Annotated in this window: 19 protein-coding genes and 1 other RNA gene; 5 read left to right on the top strand and 15 right to left on the bottom strand. The window is 30.2% G+C overall.

Annotation, left to right across the window (positions count from 1 at the left end):
* A partial coding sequence (locus KPL50_RS28035; RefSeq protein WP_375372948.1) for an IS3 family transposase occupies positions 1-73 on the top strand: 73 nt, incomplete at its 5' end.
* Positions 74-1,114: 1,041 nt separating this feature from the next.
* Positions 1,115-1,459, top strand: a complete 345-nt coding sequence (locus tag KPL50_RS23105; RefSeq protein WP_216300891.1) for a hypothetical protein — start codon at positions 1,115-1,117, stop codon at positions 1,457-1,459.
* A gap of 519 nt (positions 1,460-1,978) precedes the next feature.
* On the opposite strand, the gene KPL50_RS23110 is transcribed toward KPL50_RS23105, so the two are convergent.
* From KPL50_RS23110 to KPL50_RS23135, 6 genes are all read right to left on the bottom strand, one after another.
* Positions 1,979-2,116, bottom strand: coding sequence for an aspartyl-phosphate phosphatase Spo0E family protein (locus KPL50_RS23110; RefSeq protein WP_216300892.1), 138 nt, complete (start codon positions 2,114-2,116; stop codon positions 1,979-1,981).
* 262 nt (positions 2,117-2,378) lie between these two features.
* Positions 2,379-2,942, bottom strand: a complete 564-nt coding sequence (locus tag KPL50_RS23115; protein ID WP_216300893.1) for an accessory gene regulator B family protein — start codon at positions 2,940-2,942, stop codon at positions 2,379-2,381.
* Positions 2,943-2,954: 12 nt separating this feature from the next.
* Positions 2,955-4,268: a sensor histidine kinase gene (locus KPL50_RS23120; protein ID WP_216300894.1), complete on the bottom strand. Its 1,314-nt coding sequence runs from the start codon at positions 4,266-4,268 to the stop codon at positions 2,955-2,957.
* Between the two features lie 87 nt (positions 4,269-4,355).
* A complete protein-coding gene (locus KPL50_RS23125; protein ID WP_309245210.1) occupies positions 4,356-4,487 on the bottom strand; it encodes a cyclic lactone autoinducer peptide in 132 nt (43 codons plus the stop codon).
* 335 nt (positions 4,488-4,822) lie between these two features.
* Positions 4,823-4,987, bottom strand: coding sequence for an aspartyl-phosphate phosphatase Spo0E family protein (locus KPL50_RS23130; RefSeq protein WP_164949837.1), 165 nt, complete (start codon positions 4,985-4,987; stop codon positions 4,823-4,825).
* A gap of 278 nt (positions 4,988-5,265) precedes the next feature.
* A complete protein-coding gene (locus KPL50_RS23135) occupies positions 5,266-5,580 on the bottom strand; it encodes a hypothetical protein (protein WP_216300926.1) in 315 nt (104 codons plus the stop codon).
* Positions 5,581-5,888: 308 nt separating this feature from the next.
* Here KPL50_RS23135 and KPL50_RS23140 point away from each other — a divergent pair, with 308 nt between their 5' ends.
* Positions 5,889-6,161, top strand: a complete 273-nt coding sequence (locus tag KPL50_RS23140) for a hypothetical protein (protein ID WP_216300895.1) — start codon at positions 5,889-5,891, stop codon at positions 6,159-6,161.
* A 185-nt stretch (positions 6,162-6,346) separates the two neighbouring features.
* On the opposite strand, the gene ssrA is transcribed toward KPL50_RS23140, so the two are convergent.
* The 5 genes from ssrA to KPL50_RS23165 all read right to left on the bottom strand — a co-directional run bounded on the left by ssrA (position 6,347) and on the right by KPL50_RS23165 (position 13,106).
* Positions 6,347-6,698: a transfer-messenger RNA gene (ssrA, locus tag KPL50_RS23145) on the bottom strand.
* Positions 6,699-6,924: 226 nt separating this feature from the next.
* Positions 6,925-7,392, bottom strand: coding sequence for an SsrA-binding protein SmpB (smpB, locus tag KPL50_RS23150; RefSeq protein ID WP_216300896.1), 468 nt, complete (start codon positions 7,390-7,392; stop codon positions 6,925-6,927).
* A 161-nt stretch (positions 7,393-7,553) separates the two neighbouring features.
* Positions 7,554-9,761, bottom strand: a complete 2,208-nt coding sequence (gene rnr / locus KPL50_RS23155; RefSeq protein WP_216300897.1) for a ribonuclease R — start codon at positions 9,759-9,761, stop codon at positions 7,554-7,556.
* Between the two features lie 499 nt (positions 9,762-10,260).
* On the bottom strand, positions 10,261-10,977 hold the full coding sequence (locus tag KPL50_RS23160) for a pseudouridine synthase (RefSeq protein WP_216300898.1): 717 nt from the start codon (positions 10,975-10,977) through the stop codon (positions 10,261-10,263).
* A gap of 122 nt (positions 10,978-11,099) precedes the next feature.
* Positions 11,100-13,106: a triple tyrosine motif-containing protein gene (locus tag KPL50_RS23165; protein WP_216300899.1), complete on the bottom strand. Its 2,007-nt coding sequence runs from the start codon at positions 13,104-13,106 to the stop codon at positions 11,100-11,102.
* Between the two features lie 577 nt (positions 13,107-13,683).
* Here KPL50_RS23165 and iscB point away from each other — a divergent pair.
* The gene (gene iscB, locus KPL50_RS23170; RefSeq protein ID WP_253200779.1) at positions 13,684-15,051 is read left to right on the top strand and encodes an RNA-guided endonuclease IscB; all 1,368 of its coding nucleotides are present in this window, start codon (positions 13,684-13,686) and stop codon (positions 15,049-15,051) included.
* A 190-nt stretch (positions 15,052-15,241) separates the two neighbouring features.
* On the opposite strand, the gene KPL50_RS23175 is transcribed toward iscB, so the two are convergent.
* Positions 15,242-15,691, bottom strand: coding sequence for a YaiI/YqxD family protein (locus KPL50_RS23175; RefSeq protein ID WP_216300900.1), 450 nt, complete (start codon positions 15,689-15,691; stop codon positions 15,242-15,244).
* Positions 15,692-15,695: 4 nt separating this feature from the next.
* Entirely contained in the window at positions 15,696-17,045 is a 1,350-nt protein-coding gene (locus tag KPL50_RS23180; RefSeq protein ID WP_216300901.1) for a glucose-6-phosphate isomerase, read from the bottom strand.
* Positions 17,046-17,457: 412 nt separating this feature from the next.
* Here KPL50_RS23180 and KPL50_RS23185 point away from each other — a divergent pair, with 412 nt between their 5' ends.
* Positions 17,458-18,738, top strand: a complete 1,281-nt coding sequence (locus tag KPL50_RS23185) for a glycosyl hydrolase family 18 protein (RefSeq protein WP_216300902.1) — start codon at positions 17,458-17,460, stop codon at positions 18,736-18,738.
* A 102-nt stretch (positions 18,739-18,840) separates the two neighbouring features.
* Here the strand turns inward: KPL50_RS23185 and KPL50_RS23190 are convergent, their stop codons facing one another.
* Entirely contained in the window at positions 18,841-19,401 is a 561-nt protein-coding gene (locus KPL50_RS23190; protein ID WP_216300923.1) for a DUF1697 domain-containing protein, read from the bottom strand.
* Between the two features lie 74 nt (positions 19,402-19,475).
* Positions 19,476-20,000 carry a hypothetical protein gene (locus KPL50_RS23195; protein WP_216300903.1) on the bottom strand — a complete coding sequence of 175 codons (525 nt, stop codon included), beginning with the start codon at positions 19,998-20,000 and terminating at the stop codon, positions 19,476-19,478.
* Positions 20,001-20,050: the final 50 nt, after the last annotated feature.

Below are 20,050 nucleotides of genomic sequence, written 5' to 3' on the forward strand. Positions count from 1 at the left end.
CTATAGATATCAATGGAACTTAAAAAAGATGACTCCTGTTCAATACAGAAATCACCTTTTCAATGTTGCATAGACTTTTTTTAAATTGTCCTTGACAAAGGGTACATTTTAGTGGGTGAGCTCCATTGACCAGTGCTTTTTTATATTATTTCTATTGCCTATAGACTTAATTTACAACGCTTTAAATATTTTAATGTATTTTTTTATATTTTACTTAAATTGGAAGAGGTAAAGTAACCCACGAGATCCACCAGCGTAATTTTAAAAGACATGCCATAACCTCATTTGAAGTGTTGACATGTCTTGTTTTTATTGGCAAACAATTTATATTCGGAAGAAGAAGATATTATTTACCCCTTTTTACTTTTTCACCAATTCACAAAAAATATTTAAATTTGTTATTTCCTCTTCAAGTACTTTTTACTTTCTAATTTACAAAAATCATTAAACACTTTTGTATTTTTGTCATCTAATAGGTGTGAACATACAAATTCTAAAGATATGACCATAATACTTATAAAAATCACAGATATCGTTAAACTCACCTCGAATACACTTGTATGATTATTAACAGCAGTTCACATTAACTCTTTCAAATGATTTTTGAAGAATGTTAATCGACTTTAAAACATCTTCAACCTGACCTTTTGAAATGTTTGCGATAACTTTTTTTATAATGCACTTTAACAAATTTCTGCTACTTTCTTTCCAGTATCAGTAAGTCTTACGAATGTTTACTGCTATTCTCTTTACTCCCCTATAAGTTATGCAAATTAAATTGAAACGTTACATAGAATAAATATGCAACTATTTATGAGTATGTAGATGGTAAATTTCACATTTATCAAACTGAAATCTATGTGGAATCAAAGTACTTAGGAGATAACTTCATATTCTTATTTAAATAGAAATTGTTGACAAACATTTTTTTGTATTGCGTACTAGACTATTTTTCCTTGATGGTATTAATTAATAATTCTATCATATTTTTTTCATAAAATTACTTTATTTCCATATGGAATTCTTGTAATATTTTTTATTTGTATCTATAAATACTTCTTAATTATAAGGATACAATAATTATAAATTAAAAATAAGAAAGAGGTATTTATTTATGCCAACAACGGAAGCATTGGTACGTAGAGATATTGAAATTAATCGTAGCATTATTGATTGTTATTTTCGTGAACATACCATTCATATTGAAAATAATGTTAGATTAAAGTATGTCTTAGAACAATCTATATCAAACGTCGCAGATATAGTACTCAAATGTAAAGAAATATTCAAAGAAATAAATGGAAGAAATTTTAACGTAAGTGACAATTCTATGTGTGTTGAAATATTGGGGCATGTATATCCGGACAAATTAGCACGTGAGCTAGCTAACTGGGTTCCAGCAGTAGCGCATCTTGCACGTTATATTACAAACAGAACCTCAGTCATTGATATAGGTTAACCTAATCATGATGACAATAGGTGGCTTTGGGATGAACTCGCACCTTATATCGGTTCAATAACAGAGCTACTCAACTAGTCATACTAATTTTTCTATCCAACGAGGAAGAATCATTTTCCTCGTTGGCCCCTCAAATGATAAAAAACTAAATATCATTTTAACCCCTACTATGCTAATTCTACTTTACTTCGTAATTTATTCAGAGTTACTTGTTTAACTACAAAAAAACAACCCCAACACTAAAAAAGTGCCGGGATCATCAATACAATTATATATACAGCTCCTATAAAAATAGCAAATTTTAATTTTACAAAACTCTTTTTAGTTTTATACATGCAATTACCTCTTTTATTTTTGTATAAATTATTGCCATGCTACGATAATTTATACACAAAATATAAAGTTCCAGATTCACTAAATGAAGTATTTAAATTATATCCATTTGTATTGAGTTCATGATTATATTTTACAAAAATAAAATCCTCCAGCCGAAGCCAGAGGAACATGTTTAAATCTCTATTATGCTTTTAAATAATATTGAAAAATAAGCTTGTCTAACTCCTGACTTACAGAAATGATTTCACTATCGACAAGGCTATCCGTAACTGATACTAAATTTTCTAATTTATTTCTAAGTAATTCCACTTGTTCATTCATAATCTTCACCCTTTTCCCAAAAACTCACAATTTCAATAATAATACATTTCAAATTCATTTGCAACATATAATTCCACTTTTAACTGAATTCTAAATGAACAAAAATAAAAAAGCCCCAAGGCATCCCTCAGAGCTCTTGACCACTCTTAAAATTAATAATATACCTTCTCAATAATTTTTACAGCCTAATTCTACAGTACCATCGCACATGTCTTGAATAATAACTTACCATTTCAGCTCATTATTTGTAAATATTTATTTTTTAATTACATTCATTTTTTATATAGCCCATCATCATCATTATTACAGCTACCAGAATAGATAGTACCGCCGTAGTAAAAAATCTACCTGGTATCAGATAACACAATCCGCTCAATAAAACAGTTACGACAACAGAAAAGTATTTGAGCTTCTTTCTTCTTTCTCCACTTTTTATTCTCTTATTGATATTATCTACTGGAGAAAAAATATACACAAGTAAAACAGAACCAGTCAGTACTATTATTGAGATAATAGCATTTATCGTTATATATTTCCCAACAATTATCATTATCCAGTAATTTACAAGACTGATAAAAAAGCATCCCCAATAAGTTTTTGCGTGGTAACCACCTGAAAATAATCTTATTGGACAGAAAAACATAAAAACAACTATATAGTATTGTTGAAGTGAAAACAAACAAAACATAATATAATATGGAATAATCTTTGTAACTTCATCAAAAAGACAAAGTAATCCATATTCCATTTTTTTTAGTTCCAAGTCCGTAAAGTGAGAATTTGTTTCAGAGATCTTTTTTATTATACAACTTACTAATCTATTCATTCATCTATCCTTTTATATTACAAATTTAACTAAGAATTTAGTTTTTACTGAAGCACGTTCTACAGATATGCTCCCATTATTATGCTCGACCAATTGTTTCGTAATGTATAGTCCATACCCATGATCACTTTTTTGCTTGATTTTAGTAGAAAAACCCTTTTCGAAAACTTTATTTTTTATATCTCCAGCAATTCCATCTCCATTATCTGCTATTTCAATACAAAACCTGCTATCCTCTATAGAAGTAGTGATAAATATTTCCTTATTTTCAGTACATGATTTTAATTTCAATGCCTCAAATGCATTATCAACAATATTACTAATGATACTTATTAATTCATCTTCCCTAATTTTTAACAAATTAAAGGATTCACCAATCATTACATTGAAATCTATCCCATTCTTCATTGCGTAGTTACTTTTTATTGATAATAGACCATCTATATAATCATTCCCCGTATCTAAATATCTAAATGATGAGTGAATTGTATCTGAAATCCTTAATACATATTCATTTATTCGCTCAACAGTATTGGGTTTATTCAAGCAACACAACGCTTGTATAACATTTATATGGTTAGCATAATCATGTTTTTCTTGTCTAATTATACTAATTATTTCTTCCATATTTGAAATTTGATGCTCTTGAACTTTATATTTATTATTTATATTTATCATTTTTTCTCTTTCTTTTAAGTGAAAATATGCAACTATTGAAAACATAAGATATATACCAAAAATCAACATGTTATATATTCTATCGCTTTTTATATCTAAAACACTAAAGCTCAAAATATAAATAAACACATTCAAAATTCCAATCTCTATTAAAAATTCAGAAAAAATAGTTCTTTCTTTATCAAGCAATCCAATTTCGAGTAAATATGTATTATATTTTAACAGAATTATCACAACAAATATCTGTAGTGATTTACATGCAAATACGAATATAACTGTATATTTTGAAATCATTAAGATTTGATTTAACCCAACCTTAAATATAAACATTTCAATGAACTGAACAAAAGTTTCTGTAGTAAATATTATTATAAAAAATAGTGAGGAGATTATAGTCGAAGAATAAAGGCTTATTTTTGTTATAAATGTTAATATTAAAATAGACCCTAATATAATAATCAATGTGTGATGTAAATTATTAACATAAACAGTACTCAAATAAGCAATAAAAATATATATTGTACACACCAAACCTGATTTTATTTTATTTTCAATAATATACCTCTGTTGGTTAGTTAATGAGCTAAAAACCCCCAATAATATTAATGCTTCCAATGCATCAAGAATTATTTCACTAATCATATTCATATTCACCTTCTCCCTATAAATTATTGACTCTTTTGCAATAATATTGTTAATAAAATCCACCTATTTTCTACAAAAGAGTCAACATTTTTACATTAAAAATTCATCTGGACAGTTAGGTTGATGTGAACTAATTAGTGATGTTGGAACAATAGCTATTGTCCCAACAAATAACGCAACAACTCCTAGAATATTCATAGTATTACGAATAAATTTTTTCAATGTTATTCACCCCTTTAACATAGAATTAAGAAACAAGTATTTTAAAAACAAACTTATTCCTTATTAAGTCTACCTATTCTACAATAACAACTCATATTCCTTTAAGAATCGTGTTACAAGAACCGACTTAAAACAAAACAAAAAAAAGATTTCTCCATAAGATTTAAGTTATTGTGTTGCTACTTGTCATTGTTTGTAATTCTGTTGTTCATCACTTGCAAAGCATTTAACTATTGGTACCTATTTCTCTCTTTATATGTTTTTCTAGTCATTAAAAAGAGGACTTTAGTAGTCCTCTCAGTTACTGTGAAATTTTGATTTGATACGATAAATTATTAACTTCTGTTTATTAATCTATCATATTCGTTTAGTAGGTCATCTAGCTTTTGGCTAAGCACTACTAATTCTGGATCAGTTAACTTTTCTTTTTCATTCATTAACTGATGCATTAAAGCTCTGAGCTCCTCAATCTTTTGTGTTATTTCTTTCAATTGTGTCATAATATCCCTCCTTTCATTACTAATTGTAGCGAAAAAAGGAGTATGATTGTATATAATTGTAAATGACTTGATTTCTATAAAACTAAGCAAAATAAAAAGACTATTTAAAGTCCTCTACTTTGCCTTTTGGCTTATTTAGTTGTGTCGCGATATTTTCTAAGTCGTCACAACTAAAAACGCCACAAACTTTTATTGTTTGTGACATTTAATATGAAGAATATAATCTTAATTTTAAATTAACGACATTGCCTGTTTTGACAAAATTATTGTGTGGTTTTTTATTTTTCATTTTTAGCATTATAGTTTTCTCTAATAAATTCAAAAATACGTATACGCCTAAAAGCATCATCAGCTCCCGGTGATTGAGTCAAATATTCTTCTAATGCCTGTAAATCCATATTATAGTTTTCTATGAATACGGCATTTAATTTCTCATAAAAGTTTTCATTATTTATATGTGGAAATGAATCATTTGTCTTTTGTAGTTCTGCATAAGCAAATGGTGAATATTCCTTGGAATTAAACATAACTGTATAATTATTTAATATTCCTTCTAGTTCAAACCTTTTTTTATCATAAGTAAACTTCTTCATCTTATCATATCCTCCTACATAATGTAATCATTCATTATGAGTATATCCATAATAGTTTACAATGTTGTAACAACCATAAAATCACGATTGCCACAAACTTTAAGAATGTTGTGTCATTACTGCGATATTACAGATTATGATTATAATCTCTTGGATAAATGATAAAGGCTGTGCTCTTTGGGGCAGCCTTCTAATACGCCGAAAATTTCATCTCCATTTTTCAAATAAAAGTCTTTCGCCTGGAAGTCATATGTACGCTGTAGGTAGTAAATATTAAAATCGGAGCAGTTGAAGAAATTAATAGTACATTGGAAATAAAATTTAATAATGAAAATTATTCTAATATGTATGTATTAATTGGAGATGCTTATAAGAACGAAAATGGAGTTAGTAATGAAAAAATACAAATGGCAAAGAATTACATAGAATACCATCTTAAAAACAATTTAGATATAAGATTTTGGGGAGGAGGAATAATAAATAAATTTGAAAACTCAGAATTTTATGTAATGGAATTATTTTTTCAAGAAAGCTTTATAATAAATGGTAAGGGAAATATTAAGTATTTGTTCTTGGGTTAGAAATAATTTGAGATGATACATACGTAAAGCACCAATGTTGTACACGCTGAGGTTCTTTACTTGTTTAATGTTTTCCCACAAAACCCTCCGTTATTTGTAGTACGGTTCTGCTCACATTACTCTAATCCAACTAAATTAAGGCATAAGAAAACCCTCAACTAAAATTAATTAGTCGAGGGTTCCACTGGTGGAGGCGAGGGGTGTCGAACCCCTGTCCGAAAGCCATAACACCTAGGCATCTACGAGCGTAGCCAATACTTTAAAATTCCCTCTACTTAACCCCTACTGGCCGGGTTTATGTTTCGGTAGCTTCATATTTTCCGTTTCTGGGTCAAAGCTTTCCCAGACTCGGTTCACCGCTGTCGGCGCCCTATCCTAAGTCGCGGTAATCAAAGGTAAGACGTAGCAGACTAAGCTGCTAGTGCTAAATTATCGTTTGCGTTTAAATTGTCCCTATAGTTTTTTACGCGGGTCCATAGGTTCCCTCGGCTCGCTTCCTCGATGCAACGTACCCCCGTCGAAACCAAGTACGCCCCCGTATTGTCAAAAGATTTAATTCAAATCCTTTGCAATGCAATATTGTGTGTAACTTATTGCATATTTATAACGCAATTTTATATTTATTATATTTTTGTGTTCTTGTAAATGGATTAAATATTAGCTTTTAATGTTTTACTACCTTGCTGTCTATGTCTTAATAATACACTATATTAGGTGCATTATCAAGTGCTAATATTATGGACTTATTGTGTATTCCTGCTTGTTATCTCATTCTTTCCTTTAACTGCCTAGCCATATCTCTCTTGGCATCTTTTTCAAGCATAGCATCCCTCTTATCGTAGTCTTTCTTTCCGCGAACTATACCAAGATTAACTTTCACTTTAGTATTTTTAAGATAAAGTGATAATGGAACTAGAGTAAACCCCTTTTGCGATGTAAATCCTTGAAGTCTATTTATTTGCTCTTTATGAAGCAATAATTTCCTGACTCTTAATGGATCAGCATTAAATTGATTCCCATTTTCATAATGACTTATATGCATATTTTTAATAAATACTTCACCATTTATAACATCTGCATAACTATCTTTTAAGTTTGCCTTTCCAGCTCTAATAGACTTTACCTCTGTACCAACAAGCTCTATTCCAGCTTCCATTGCTTCCTCTATAAAATAATCATGTCTTGCTTTTCTATTTTCCACTAATGTTTTATTTCCTGTTTCCTTTGCCATAACTTCACCTGCTTTATTCTTATTAATATATCATTATACTATACAATGCATTCTTTTTCAAGGACATATGGATTATTTTAACATAACTTTCTTTAAATATAATAAACAGAAGGAGGAGGCTTAGCCTCCTCCAGTGAGGCGATTAACCCTCCTCTGTGTTATTATTTTGTAGAATCATCTTTTATTAATTTATCTAAATCTTCAGTTGTATACTCTTCAGTTGTATACTCTTCATCTGTTTCTTCTTTATCTTCACCATCTTTAATTATATCAAAATAAACCTCATGAGAAGCTAAATCAACTTTACTAACTATGATTTTTACCTCTTCTCCCAATTTATACATTTTCTTAGTTCTCTCACCTACAAGAGTTAAATGTCTTTCATCAAAAACATAATAATCATCATCTAAGCTACTCATATGAACTAATCCCTCTATAGTGTTTGGAAGTTCCACAAACAATCCAAAATTAGTTACTGAAGAAATAATACCGTCAAATTCTTGACCTATTCTTTCATTCATGTACTCTGCTTTCTTTAAGTCATCTACTTCTCTCTCAGCTTCCATAGCTACTCTTTCCATATCTGAGGATTGTTTTGATGCTATCTCTACTTCTTTCTTTAATCTTTCAGTTCTTTTTTCACTTAAGCCTCCATTTATAACCTCTTTAATTATCCTATGAATCATGAGGTCTGGATATCTTCTAATTGGTGAGGTAAAGTGACAGTAATATTTTGATGCCAAACCAAAATGACCGCTACATTCTGGAGAATATTTTGCTTTCATCATAGAACGAAGTAATAATGTACTAAGCACCATCTCTTCTTTCTCACCTTTTACTTTTGCTATTACTTCCTGAAGCATTCTAGGATGTATCTCTTTTCCCCACTTTATAGGGTATCCTAAATTATGTGCAAATTCACTAAAATGTATTAATTTTTCTTCATCTGGGTCCTCATGGATTCTGTATACAAAAGGTACGTTGAGCCAGAACATATGCTCAGCTACAGTTTCATTAGCAATTAACATAAATTCCTCAATTATTCTATTAGCAATACCTCTTTCATAAGGTACAACGTCTACAGGTTTTCCAAATTCATTTAGAATTATTTTACACTCAACGAAATCAAAATCTATAGCACCTCTGCCCATTCTCTTTTTATTAAGAATGGAACATAAATCTTCCATACGCTTAAAATCTTCATATAGGTAATCATATTTTTTGATTGTTTCCACATCTTTATCTTTTAGCATTTTTGTAACGTCAGTATAAGTCATTCTCTCATTAGTTTTTATAATGGATTCTACTATCTCATGATCTATAGTTTTACCATTCTTATCTATTTCCATAAAACAACTAAGAGCTAATCTATCTAGTTTTGGATTTAAACTACAAACTCCATTAGATAATTTTTTAGGAAGCATTGGTATAACTCTATCTATTAAGTATACTGAAGTTGCTCTATTTAAAGCTTCTATATCTAGTGGATTTTTCTCTTTAACATAGTTGGAAACATCCGCTATATGAACTCCTAAGCGATAGTTGCCATTATCTAAAATCTCCATAGACACAGCATCATCTAAATCTTTAGCATCCTCTCCATCGATAGTTACCATTTGCAAGTTCCTTAAATCTCTTCTTCTGTTATATTCTTCTTCTGGGATTTTTTCAACTATGTTATCTGCGAAGGCTTCAACTTTTTGTGGAAACTCCTCTGGCAGCTTATGTTTTTTAATTATAGTTAATATATCAATGCCCGCGTCTCCTTTATTTCCAAGGATTTCAATAATTCTCCCCTCAGGATTTCTTCTTTGTTCTGGCCATTCAGTTATTTCAGCTATTACTATTTGCCCTGTTTTCGCACCATTTCTTTCTGCTTTAGGAATAAATATATCTTGGGCAATTCTCTTGTCGTCAGCTACTACAAACCCAAAGTTTTTACTATCATCGTAAGTTCCTATTATTGTTTTATTAGACCTTTCTACTATTCTTATAATCTCGCCTTCACATTTTTTACCATTATTCACTTCTTTTAAAATCTTCGCAAGAACTCTATCACCATTCATTGCTCCATTTACATTATCTGCTGGAATAAATATATCTGGTCTTTCCTCATCTGCTATTACAAACCCAAAGCCTCTTTGATGACCTTGGAATTTACCTATTACAATACCCATTTTCTCTGGAATACCATAGTGCTCTGTACGTGTTTTAACTATTTGACCATCTTTCTCCATCTCCGTTAATAAGTTAGTAAATTCTTTCATATTTGCTTTTTTTATACTAAATACTTTAGATAGCTCTGCTATGTTCATAGGTTTGTATGCTTGTTCTGTCATAAAACTTATTAGTGTTTCTTTTATATCCATAAAATTTTCCTCCTATATAATTTTTTGCATTAATTTTTTTTAAATTATTCCTGAATAATATTCATTATGAGTTTAGTCTTAAATACCTATTATGGCGAATTATACATCTAATCCTATATTTGCTCATCTTTATTATAATCCAAAAAATTCAACTAGTATATACTATGTAATTATATACTTCCCCATTTTCCATTAAAAAATGCCCACATTAAATAATTTCATTTAATGTGGGCATTTTGTCGAAATATAATGTATAAACATTCCTTCTCAGAAATCGACTTTTTTTTGCAAAATAAAACAGCCCTTGGGGTTGGGCTGTTTTATAATAAATAAAAAGGGGGCTATTTATCTCTCTATTTATCTTTACTCTTTAATTATATTAAATTCAGCTTAATTTTGCAAGGGTTTTTGAAATTTTATTGTAAATAATTTTTAAAATCCAAGTGTTTTATTCATGTCTTATTCATTTTTACCGTATATTATTAAATTTTCAATTCAATTAAACCTTTTTTAATGAATTTATTTCTTCTTCTGACAATTCTCTATATTGACCTTCTTGTAAATTTTCATCTAATTTTAATGGCCCAAAACTAACTCTTCTAAGAAATACAACTTTTTTATCTACACTTTCAAACATTCTCTTTACCTGATGAAATTTACCTTCTTGAATAGTAACCATTACTTCTGATCCATTCTCATTTGCATTTAATACTTCGAGTACTGCCGGCATACACTTATATCCATCATCTATTACAACACCCTTCTTAAAGGTAGCGATGTCCTTTTCATCTATAAATTTATTAATTTCAGCATAATACACTTTATCTACATGATTCTTAGGTGCTATTAATTTATGATTCAATTCACCATCATTAGTAATTAGTAGTAACCCTACTGTATCTTTATCAAGCCTACCTATAGGAAATGGATTGAAGGAATGATATTCATGATCTAGCAAATCAATTACAGTTTCATCATGATTATCTACAGTAGCAGAAACAACACCCGATGGCTTATTCATAATTAAATATATGTATTTTCTATAATTAATTTCCTCACCTGATACCTTTATTACAGCCTTATCCGGATCAATTTTCATAGCACTATCTGAGGCTATGATTCCATCAATTTCAACTTTTCCTTTTTTTAATAATCCCTTTACTTCTTTTCGTGTTCCGTGACCTAAATTTGACAATATTTTGTCTATTCTTTCCATATAAATCCATCTCCTCAACTATTTCTTAAAACCACCAGCAAAACATATAAAACGGTGCTTGTATATAATTAGTATAAACCATTTTCTCATAAAAAAAACAGCCTTGAAAAGCTGTTTTAAATTTATTCTAATACTTCTATCTCCATTATATCATAATCTTCATATGAAATACTCTTATAAAAATTTTTTGATAATACTAGTACTCTATAAATCCCTTTAGTAAAGGGCATAAATGTATAGTCGTTTTTCTTGCTAAATCTTTGTACTAAGGTCCATTCCCCCATCTCCATAAGATAGAACTCATACACAACATCCTTACCCCCTAGATTTTGCGCTACAAATGTTGTTGCTTCATTGGCCTTAAAATTTATCTTATCGCATAAAACCCTTGTATCTGTTATAGGTAATGTCTCATGTACTTCTATTTTTATTTCCCTCATGCAATCATATGCCTCATTACTAGATTTATTTTTCGCCCTAAGTTCTATTAAATAAGTTCCACTGCATTTAGGTTTAAGCTCATAATTCTTATGCTGCACAAAATTTGTTTGTTCTACTAAGTGTCCATTTATTTTCAAAACATAATTCACAAGGGTATTTCTTGTGTTTTCAGATATTACTTCTAGAGCAATAGTATCTCCTACCATATAATATTCTCGTGTGGGCATTAAAACATATTCTATTTTAGCTGGAATACATACTAAAGCCTCAATATATACTACTGCATGACAATCAAATTCCCTCTTAGAATATTTATCTTTTACTCTTACCTCTAATTTGAATTTACCACTTTGCTCTGGAGTAAAATCTACAAAATCATGTACTCCAAACTCAATTTTTTCTATTTCACTATCATTCTCCGAAATCGAAAAGCTATATCTTAAAGATGTTCCTCCAGTTGCTTTAACTTTTACATGAACAACTTCACCTATTATTACAATGTTTTTCTTGTCTAAAATTATATCGTCGATAATAACATTTGTATTACCTATGTCATCAATTATAAAGTCTAAACAAGCACTCTTCTCATATTCTCCTTGGAAAGAAGCATCCTTAATCCATAAACAAGCTTTATATTCTCCTGCTTCACTTGGCGTCCATAAATAATTATTTCTTCTAATATAACCCGAATCCTCTAGAGACTTTCCATTGATTTTGAATTTATACAATAGGTCTTTTCCACCCCTAGCAATACATCTCAAATTAATAGGAGTATCACATAGCTGTGGTGAGCTTAAATCACTTGTAAAACTTTGTATATTTATTTCTTCATAAGGCTTTACGGTATAATGAATCAATGCTCTATCATCAAATTCATGAAGTGAATACATATCCTTTGCCATACATAATAGCTTATACTTGCCCGTCTTTTCTTCAATATAACTAACTAATTTTTTAGTTGAATAATCTTGTATGCATTTACTATTCCCCTCAGCATTGATTTTTACAAATTTGTATAAAATCATTCTGCTATCCTCATGACTTGCCTCCACGTCAAAAACTAGTTCCCTACCTGCAAATAACTCTTGGGTTAAACAACTAAACCTCATGATTTCTAAGGATTGTACGGCGCGTACCTCGAACTGTATTTTCATAAAGTCATCAAAAGTATTTTTAGAATCTAAACTCTTGCATTCTACTAAAAATTCTTGCTCACCAGAATATTTCGAAGCCCAAGTCATTATATTTTCTGATGAATAGTCCTTTATAAGTAGCCAATTCCCCTTTTTACGTATCCAATATCTATACATAATAGGGGCCCTTATCGCATCTACTGTTAAGGTGATTTTCTCCCCGACCATTACCTCTTTTTTATCTATGTAAATATCCCTTATTAGCTTTTCGTAAACATTTCCAACTACATATTCTGTTTTTGACACAAAATCAAAAGCTTTTTTACTTTCTTTTCTTTTAGCTTGTACCATTATTGAATACTTAGCCTCTCTTTCTGGTTTCCATAAGACGGCACTAGTTGCACTTAATTCCTTTAAAGTAGTCCATGTTCCTTCTAGTCCTACAAGAAATTTATAGTTCAGATTATCCTCTAATTCATTTTCAACACTTATTAAAATTTTCTCCTGTTTTTCCTCAGGGTTTTCTGAGCTAAACAATATGTTCATTTCATTCATTATAGTTCACCTACCTTCATAAATAAGCTACACAATGGAAAGTTTTTTTAAAATTCTCTTCTATATTGGTATATTATACTATGTTACCATAATTTGTAACAGTATTTACTTTCCTTTTTTTCTTTTATTTAATGACATAAATACTTATGATTTTAATTTAAAATAATAATATTATAAATTTTTATGGTAGTGATGTTGTTATTATAATATTTATTAATAGGGTAAAACTATTATAAACATAAATTGTTTTTAATAATTGGTGAAAGGAGAGATATTATGACAAAAGAAAAACTAGATCATTATAACCTAACTATCCTACAAAAAAGAAGATATAACTATTGGTCAACTACCAACTACCCTAAAGGGTAGTGGCTTGTAAGCGTAAACAAGTCAGTTGAATAGCCTAAGACTTAACAGACTACGTTATGTGAGAATATATAGGTACTTCAAGATACTTCTCTAGTCTTGAACACTACGGTCTAATTTTAAACATCTCTGATGGTAGGAGAAGTGAGTTAGATATTAAACCTTCCATAACATTGGCGAAGAGAACCAACTCTGAAAGGAGGTAGACTTTATGATAGTCTACGTATTAAACAAAATAGGAAAATCATTAATGCCTACTACACCTAGAAAAGCTAGGTTATTGCTAAAACAAAAGAAAGCGAAGGTTGTAACAATTAAGCCATTCACAATTGAATTAATTTTTGGTAGTAGTGGATACAAGCAGGATATTACATTAGGAATTGATAGCGGATATAATAATGTCGGATTTTCTGCTGTAAGTGAAAAGAAAGAATTAATTGTAGGTGAATTAACATTACTACAAGGTATGAAAGAAAGATTATTAGAAAAGTCAAGATATAGAAAAATAAGACGTTCAAGATTAAGACATAGAAAAACTAGATGGAGCAATAGGACAAAATCAAAACCAAAAGAGTGGTTGGCACCTAGTTTACAACACAAATTAGATTCTCATATTAAGTTTATTGATAGTTTATATAAGATATTGCCAATAACTAAATGTATTATAGAAGTTGCGAGCTTTGACATTCAAAAAATGAAGAATGACGATATTAGTGGAGTAGAATACCAACAGGGAGATATGATGGGATTTTGGAATACTAGAGAATATGTACTTCATAGAGATAATCACAAATGTCAAAATCCTAACTGTAAGAACAAAGGCAAAGAACAAATATTAGAAGTACATCATATTAAATTTAAAAGTCATGGTGGAACAGATTCTCCTAGCAATTTAATAACTTTATGTAACAAGTGCCACACTTCTCTTAACCATAAAAAAGGAAAATTCTTATACGATTGGTGTATGGAAGGTAAGAAAGTTAGAGGATTTAAAGATGCTACCTTTATGAGTATGATTAGATGGTATTTAGTCAATAAGTTAAAAGAAAACTATAGTAATATTGAGACAACTTATGGCTATATAACAAAAAATCATAGGATTTTCAGCAAAATAGAAAAAACTCATTATAATGATGCTTTTGCTATAGTTAAAGGTATTGATCAAGTTAGAAATTCAAAGATATTTGAGGTCAAACAAGTAAGAAGAAATAATAGAAGTTTAGAAAAATTTTATGATTCTAAATATATTGATATACGAACTGGAGAAAAAGTAAGTGGTGGAGATTTAAACAACGGTAGAAGAACTAGAAATAAGAATTTAAACTCAGAAAATTTACATCAATATAGGGGTAATAAGTTATCAAAAGGACAGAGAAGAATAAGAAAGGTTAAATATTTCTATCAACCTAATGATTTAGTTAAATATGAAGGAAAAATTTATAGTGTTAAAGGGACTCAAAATGGTGGAGCATATATAAGATTAAATGAAATTAAGAAAGTTCCTAGAACTAATTTATTAACACCTTATAAGTTTATGAAAGGATTTGTGTATGGATTATACATCAATGAGGGTAAATAACGGTTCACTATATCTGGAAGCTATTAAAGACAGCATCGATCGCAAGATATGGATACCTTTGATTAATTATTCATTTAAAAATTTTAGAGGGCTAAACAATTATTAATTGTTTAGCCCTCTAAAATACCTTTAAAATAACTAGTAAACACGGTTACTAGTTATTTTTTATATCCTAAATGTTATATAGCAATTATTTTGCTGCTAATTGCGCTTTTAAAATAAGTTTAATTAAATTATTATAAAGTTTTTCATCATCGTCCTTTGTTCTTTTTTTAGGACCAAAGGTCTTGCCACCACTACGTCTTAATTTACCAGACATATGCCTTTCAAATAATAATTTATCAATATTATCATCATCATATATATGTCCTTTAGGTCCCATAGCGTAGGCACCTTTAGCTAAAACCATAGCAGCAACCCCAAAATCTTGAGTAATTATTATATCTTTAGATTTCGCTTCATTGGCTACCTTCATATCAACACTTTGAAATCCACTATCCACATACCTTATGGAGGCATTATCACTACTTAAAACATGATTAATATCACAAAACATAATGAGCTCTATAGAGTGCTCTATGGCTGCTTTTTCTATTAGATTTTTTCCAGGGCACCCATCTGCATCAACAATAATTCTCATTTTTCTAAAGCCTTTTTTCTAGTTCTGCTTTAATTTCTTCATATCCTGATTTTCCAAGAAGAGCGAACATATTCTTCTTGTATGCTTCTACTCCTGGTTGATCAAAAGGATTAACACCTGATAAATATCCGCTTATTGCACAAGCTTTTTCAAAGAAATATGCCATGTGTCCAAAATTGTATGCTGTGAGTGTTGGCACATTTAAAATAATATTAGGTACATCTCCATCATTATGAGCAAGTACTGTACCTTGAAAAGCTTTTTTATTAACGAAATCCATAGTTTTGCCTGCTAAAAAGTTCAATCCATCTAGATCTCCACTTTCCTCTTTTACTACAACTTCTATTCTTGGCTTTTCTACATTTATAACTGTTTCAAATATATTTCTTACACCTTCTTGAATATATTGTCCCATAGAGTGTAAATCTGTAGAGAAATTAACCGCTGCTGGGAATATTCCCTTTTGGTCTTTTCCTTCACTTTCTCCAAAAAGCTGTTTCCACCACTCTCCAAAATATTGAAGTGACGGTTCATAGTTAACTAAAATTTCTGTAACCTTGCCTTTTCTATATAATGCATTTCTAGCTGCTGCATACTTATAACAATCATTATTATTCAAGTCTTCATTGCTATATGCATTTCTTGCATCTGCTGCACCCTTCATCATTTCATCAATATCTATGCCTGCTGCTGCTATTGGAAGTAATCCTACAGGAGTAAGCACCGTAAATCTTCCGCCTATATCATCTGGAATAACAAAAGTTTCGTAGCCTTCTGCATCTGCTAATTTTTTTAGAGCTCCTTTGGCCTTATCCGTAGTAGCAAAAATTCTTTCTTTTGCTCCTTCTTTTCCATATTTCTTTTCTAATAGCTCTTTGAAGATTCTAAAAGCAATAGCAGGTTCTGTAGTAGTTCCAGATTTTGATATTACATTTACTGAAATATCTTTTCCCTCTACAGCATCAAGCAAATCTGCCATATATGTTGAACTTATATTATTTCCAGCAAAAAATATTGCTGGAGATTTTCTTTTTTCGTTTGTTAGACTATTATAAAAGCTATGAGATAATGCTTCTATAGCAGCTCTTGCTCCTAGGTACGACCCACCTATTCCAATTACTATTAAGACTTCAGAATTACTTCTTATTTTTTTTGCTGCCTTTTTAATTCTATCAAATTCCAATTTATCATAATTTACAGGAAGGTCAATCCATCCTAAAAAATCATTTCCGGGCCCTGTTTTATCTGTAAGCATTTTGTGTGCTGTAGAAACCATTGGTTGAAAATAAGAAACTTCATGCTCACCTAAATAGGGAACTGTTTTGCTTAAATCTAAAGATAAATTTTTTTCCATTAATATTCCTCCTTGTTTGTCTCTTGAGAGCAAAACAATTATTAATTGTTCTGCTCTATATTTTAATTTGGCAGATAAAAGCTATAAACTTTAATCTGCTTATACGTTAGCTTATTAAAACACCATACATAATTTTAGTTTATTCACTTAAATAAATCAAGTTTTTAAATATAATATTGTATTTATAGAATATTTTGTTATTACATTCTGTTAAACACTCTACAATTTAATATAAAATAAGGAACCATGAAATTGCAAGGTTCAACCCAGTTACTAGCTTTAGTATTTTCTGTGAATGTTTTATTTATTCTAATAATTTTTACAAATAGTAAATTAAAATTAATATAAGATGTACTCCCATGCGTTCTGTTGCATATATTAAATTATATTACTATATGAGGTGTGATTTTTTTTGATTATTCATGTTGTTAAAAGTGGTGAAAGTTTATATGAGATATCTAAATTATACGGAGTTTCATATGAAAAAATTATTGCTGATAATGAACTTACAAACCCAAATGACCTTGTAGTAGGTCAAACCATTGTAATCCTTCAAGCTGCGAGGTCACATAAAATACTTCCTGGTCAATCACTTTACATGATAGCTAAAATGTATGGTACAACTGTTTCAAATTTACTTGCTGCAAATCCTAACCTTAATACCGCTACACCAATTTATCCTGGTGAAGTCATTATTATACCACCGTCACCCCAAAAATTAGGGTCTATTGAAGTTAATGGATATGCTCTTCCTAGTACTGATATGGATGTTCTTGCAAAGACTCTTCCAAATCTCACTTACCTCAGTATATTTAGTTATCAGATACTACCTAATGGGACTCTAAAAGACATAAACGATGTTCCTTTAATACAAGCCGCTAGAAATGCTAAGGTAGCTCCTATGATGGTAATTACAAATTTAAAGGAGGGTGGGGGATTTGATAGTGACCTAGCCCATATTATACTAACGGATGAAAATATACAAAATACATTATTGGATAACATAATTAATACATTGAAAAATAAAAATTATTATGGTTTAGATATAGATATAGAGTATGTCTATCCTGAAGATAGAGAAAATTATAATAATTTTCTGCGTAAAACAGTAAGTAAACTAAAACCATTAGGCTATGTTGTTACTACAGCCCTCGCCCCTAAAAACTCTGGTGATCTAAAAGGATTGCTTTATGAAGCTCATGATTACCCCGTTCATGGTCTTCTAGCTAACCATGTTATACTCATGACTTATGAGTGGGGATACACTGCAGGGCCTGCAATGGCGGTAGCTCCAATTAATCAAGTTAAAAAAATCCTTGATTATGCTGTAACAGTGATACCAAGCAAGAAAATTTTTATGGGAATACCTAATTATGGCTATGATTGGACCTTACCTTTCGTAAAAGGCACTAAAGCAACTGCACTCGGTAATGTAGAAGCAGTAGATCTTGCAAGAAAAGTATTTGCATCTATTCAATATGACTATACTTCTCAATCGCCATTTTTTAACTATTACGATGCTAATGGAAAAAGACATGAAGTATGGTTCGAGGATGCTAGGAGCATGAATGCAAAGCTTAGGACTGCTAGTGCATATAATTTAGGCGGAGTTAGTTATTGGACAATCGGAAAGTACTTCCCCCAAGCTTGGCTAGTTCAAAACTCACTATTTGATATAAAGAAATTACTTTAAAATTTTTTCTTAGATTATGCTATAGCTAAAAGGATATATTGCTAAAAATATTTTCACTCCGCCTAAGTAATCATAAAATTATTTAAGCGGAGTGAATGCATTTTACTCAATATATCCTTTTGCTAGTTCATTTAACTTTTTCATTGTTTTAAAGTTCCGCACAGTGCCAGGCACATCTAATTTCTTAAGGTTGCTTGCAAGCTTGGAATTTCTAATACTATTACGGAATAAAAGAAAGACCTCTCGCCCTTCAACTTGATACTTATCACCTTCACTTGTGTAAGGGTTCAATCTTTGGATTTTTTCTTGGACTGGGACATGGGTTAACAGTGAGACATATAGGCTTTCTACTTTCGATGACGTTTCCGCCTCTGATACTTCCTTTTCAGAAAATGGGCAATTACAGTTAATCCATTCTATCTCTGCAGCCGTTCTTAGAATGACTGTCACCAAAAATCCAAATACCGCCTCAATCTCTTGTTCAATTTTCTTACACAGAGTTTCTTCAGTTTCATTTGATTTGAATAAAACATTACCGCTTTGAATATATGTTTGCACCGAACTAAGTCCAATGGTTTCAAATGTATTTTTCAAATCCGCCATCTTAATAATATTCTTTCCACCTACATTAATACCTCGTAATAGCGCTATATAAATAGTCATAATCGCACCCTCTTCTCTCAAATGTTTATTAATACAATTATATAATACACTTGCAAGTTTACCCCTACTTAATCTTAAAATATATTATTTATTATATCTAATAAGCTTACTTTCCTGGTTACAATAAAGTTAAACTTCCATATAGCTGTATTCCCTTTATACATACCTTTATTTTCAGCAACCGTAACATCAATAGGGTATGTATTATTTTCGACTAGTTTTAAATCCACAATTTTTACATTTATACTTCCAGCCCCTGTGTCGGGTATGAAGTCATTTTCTTTTGCGCTTGCACTAAAACTAATCGTCTCCTTAGTAGTAGCTGTTATTTTTAGTTTTCTACCTTCTTTAATCTTTTTACCATTGATCTTCACTTCAAAACTCCACTTGTTGCCTACACTATTGTTTTGTATTAAATTTGCACTATAAAATTGAACCGTAAATTTCATATTACCATCTTTAGGTATAGTACTAAATGCTTTGCTTTTTCCGTAAAAATATAGAAATCTTATAAATACTATTAATATTATCAACAGAGTGACTATTATAATTCTATTTCTTATAGTGATTCCTGATGAAACAAAACCTTTCCCTCTCATTATCTACTTAAATCTCCCTTACTTTTGGTATATATAACTTATATTCGTAA

The sequence above is a fragment of the Clostridium sp. CF012 genome (assembly GCF_018861755.1).
Taxonomy (GTDB): domain Bacteria; phylum Bacillota; class Clostridia; order Clostridiales; family Clostridiaceae; genus Clostridium_AD.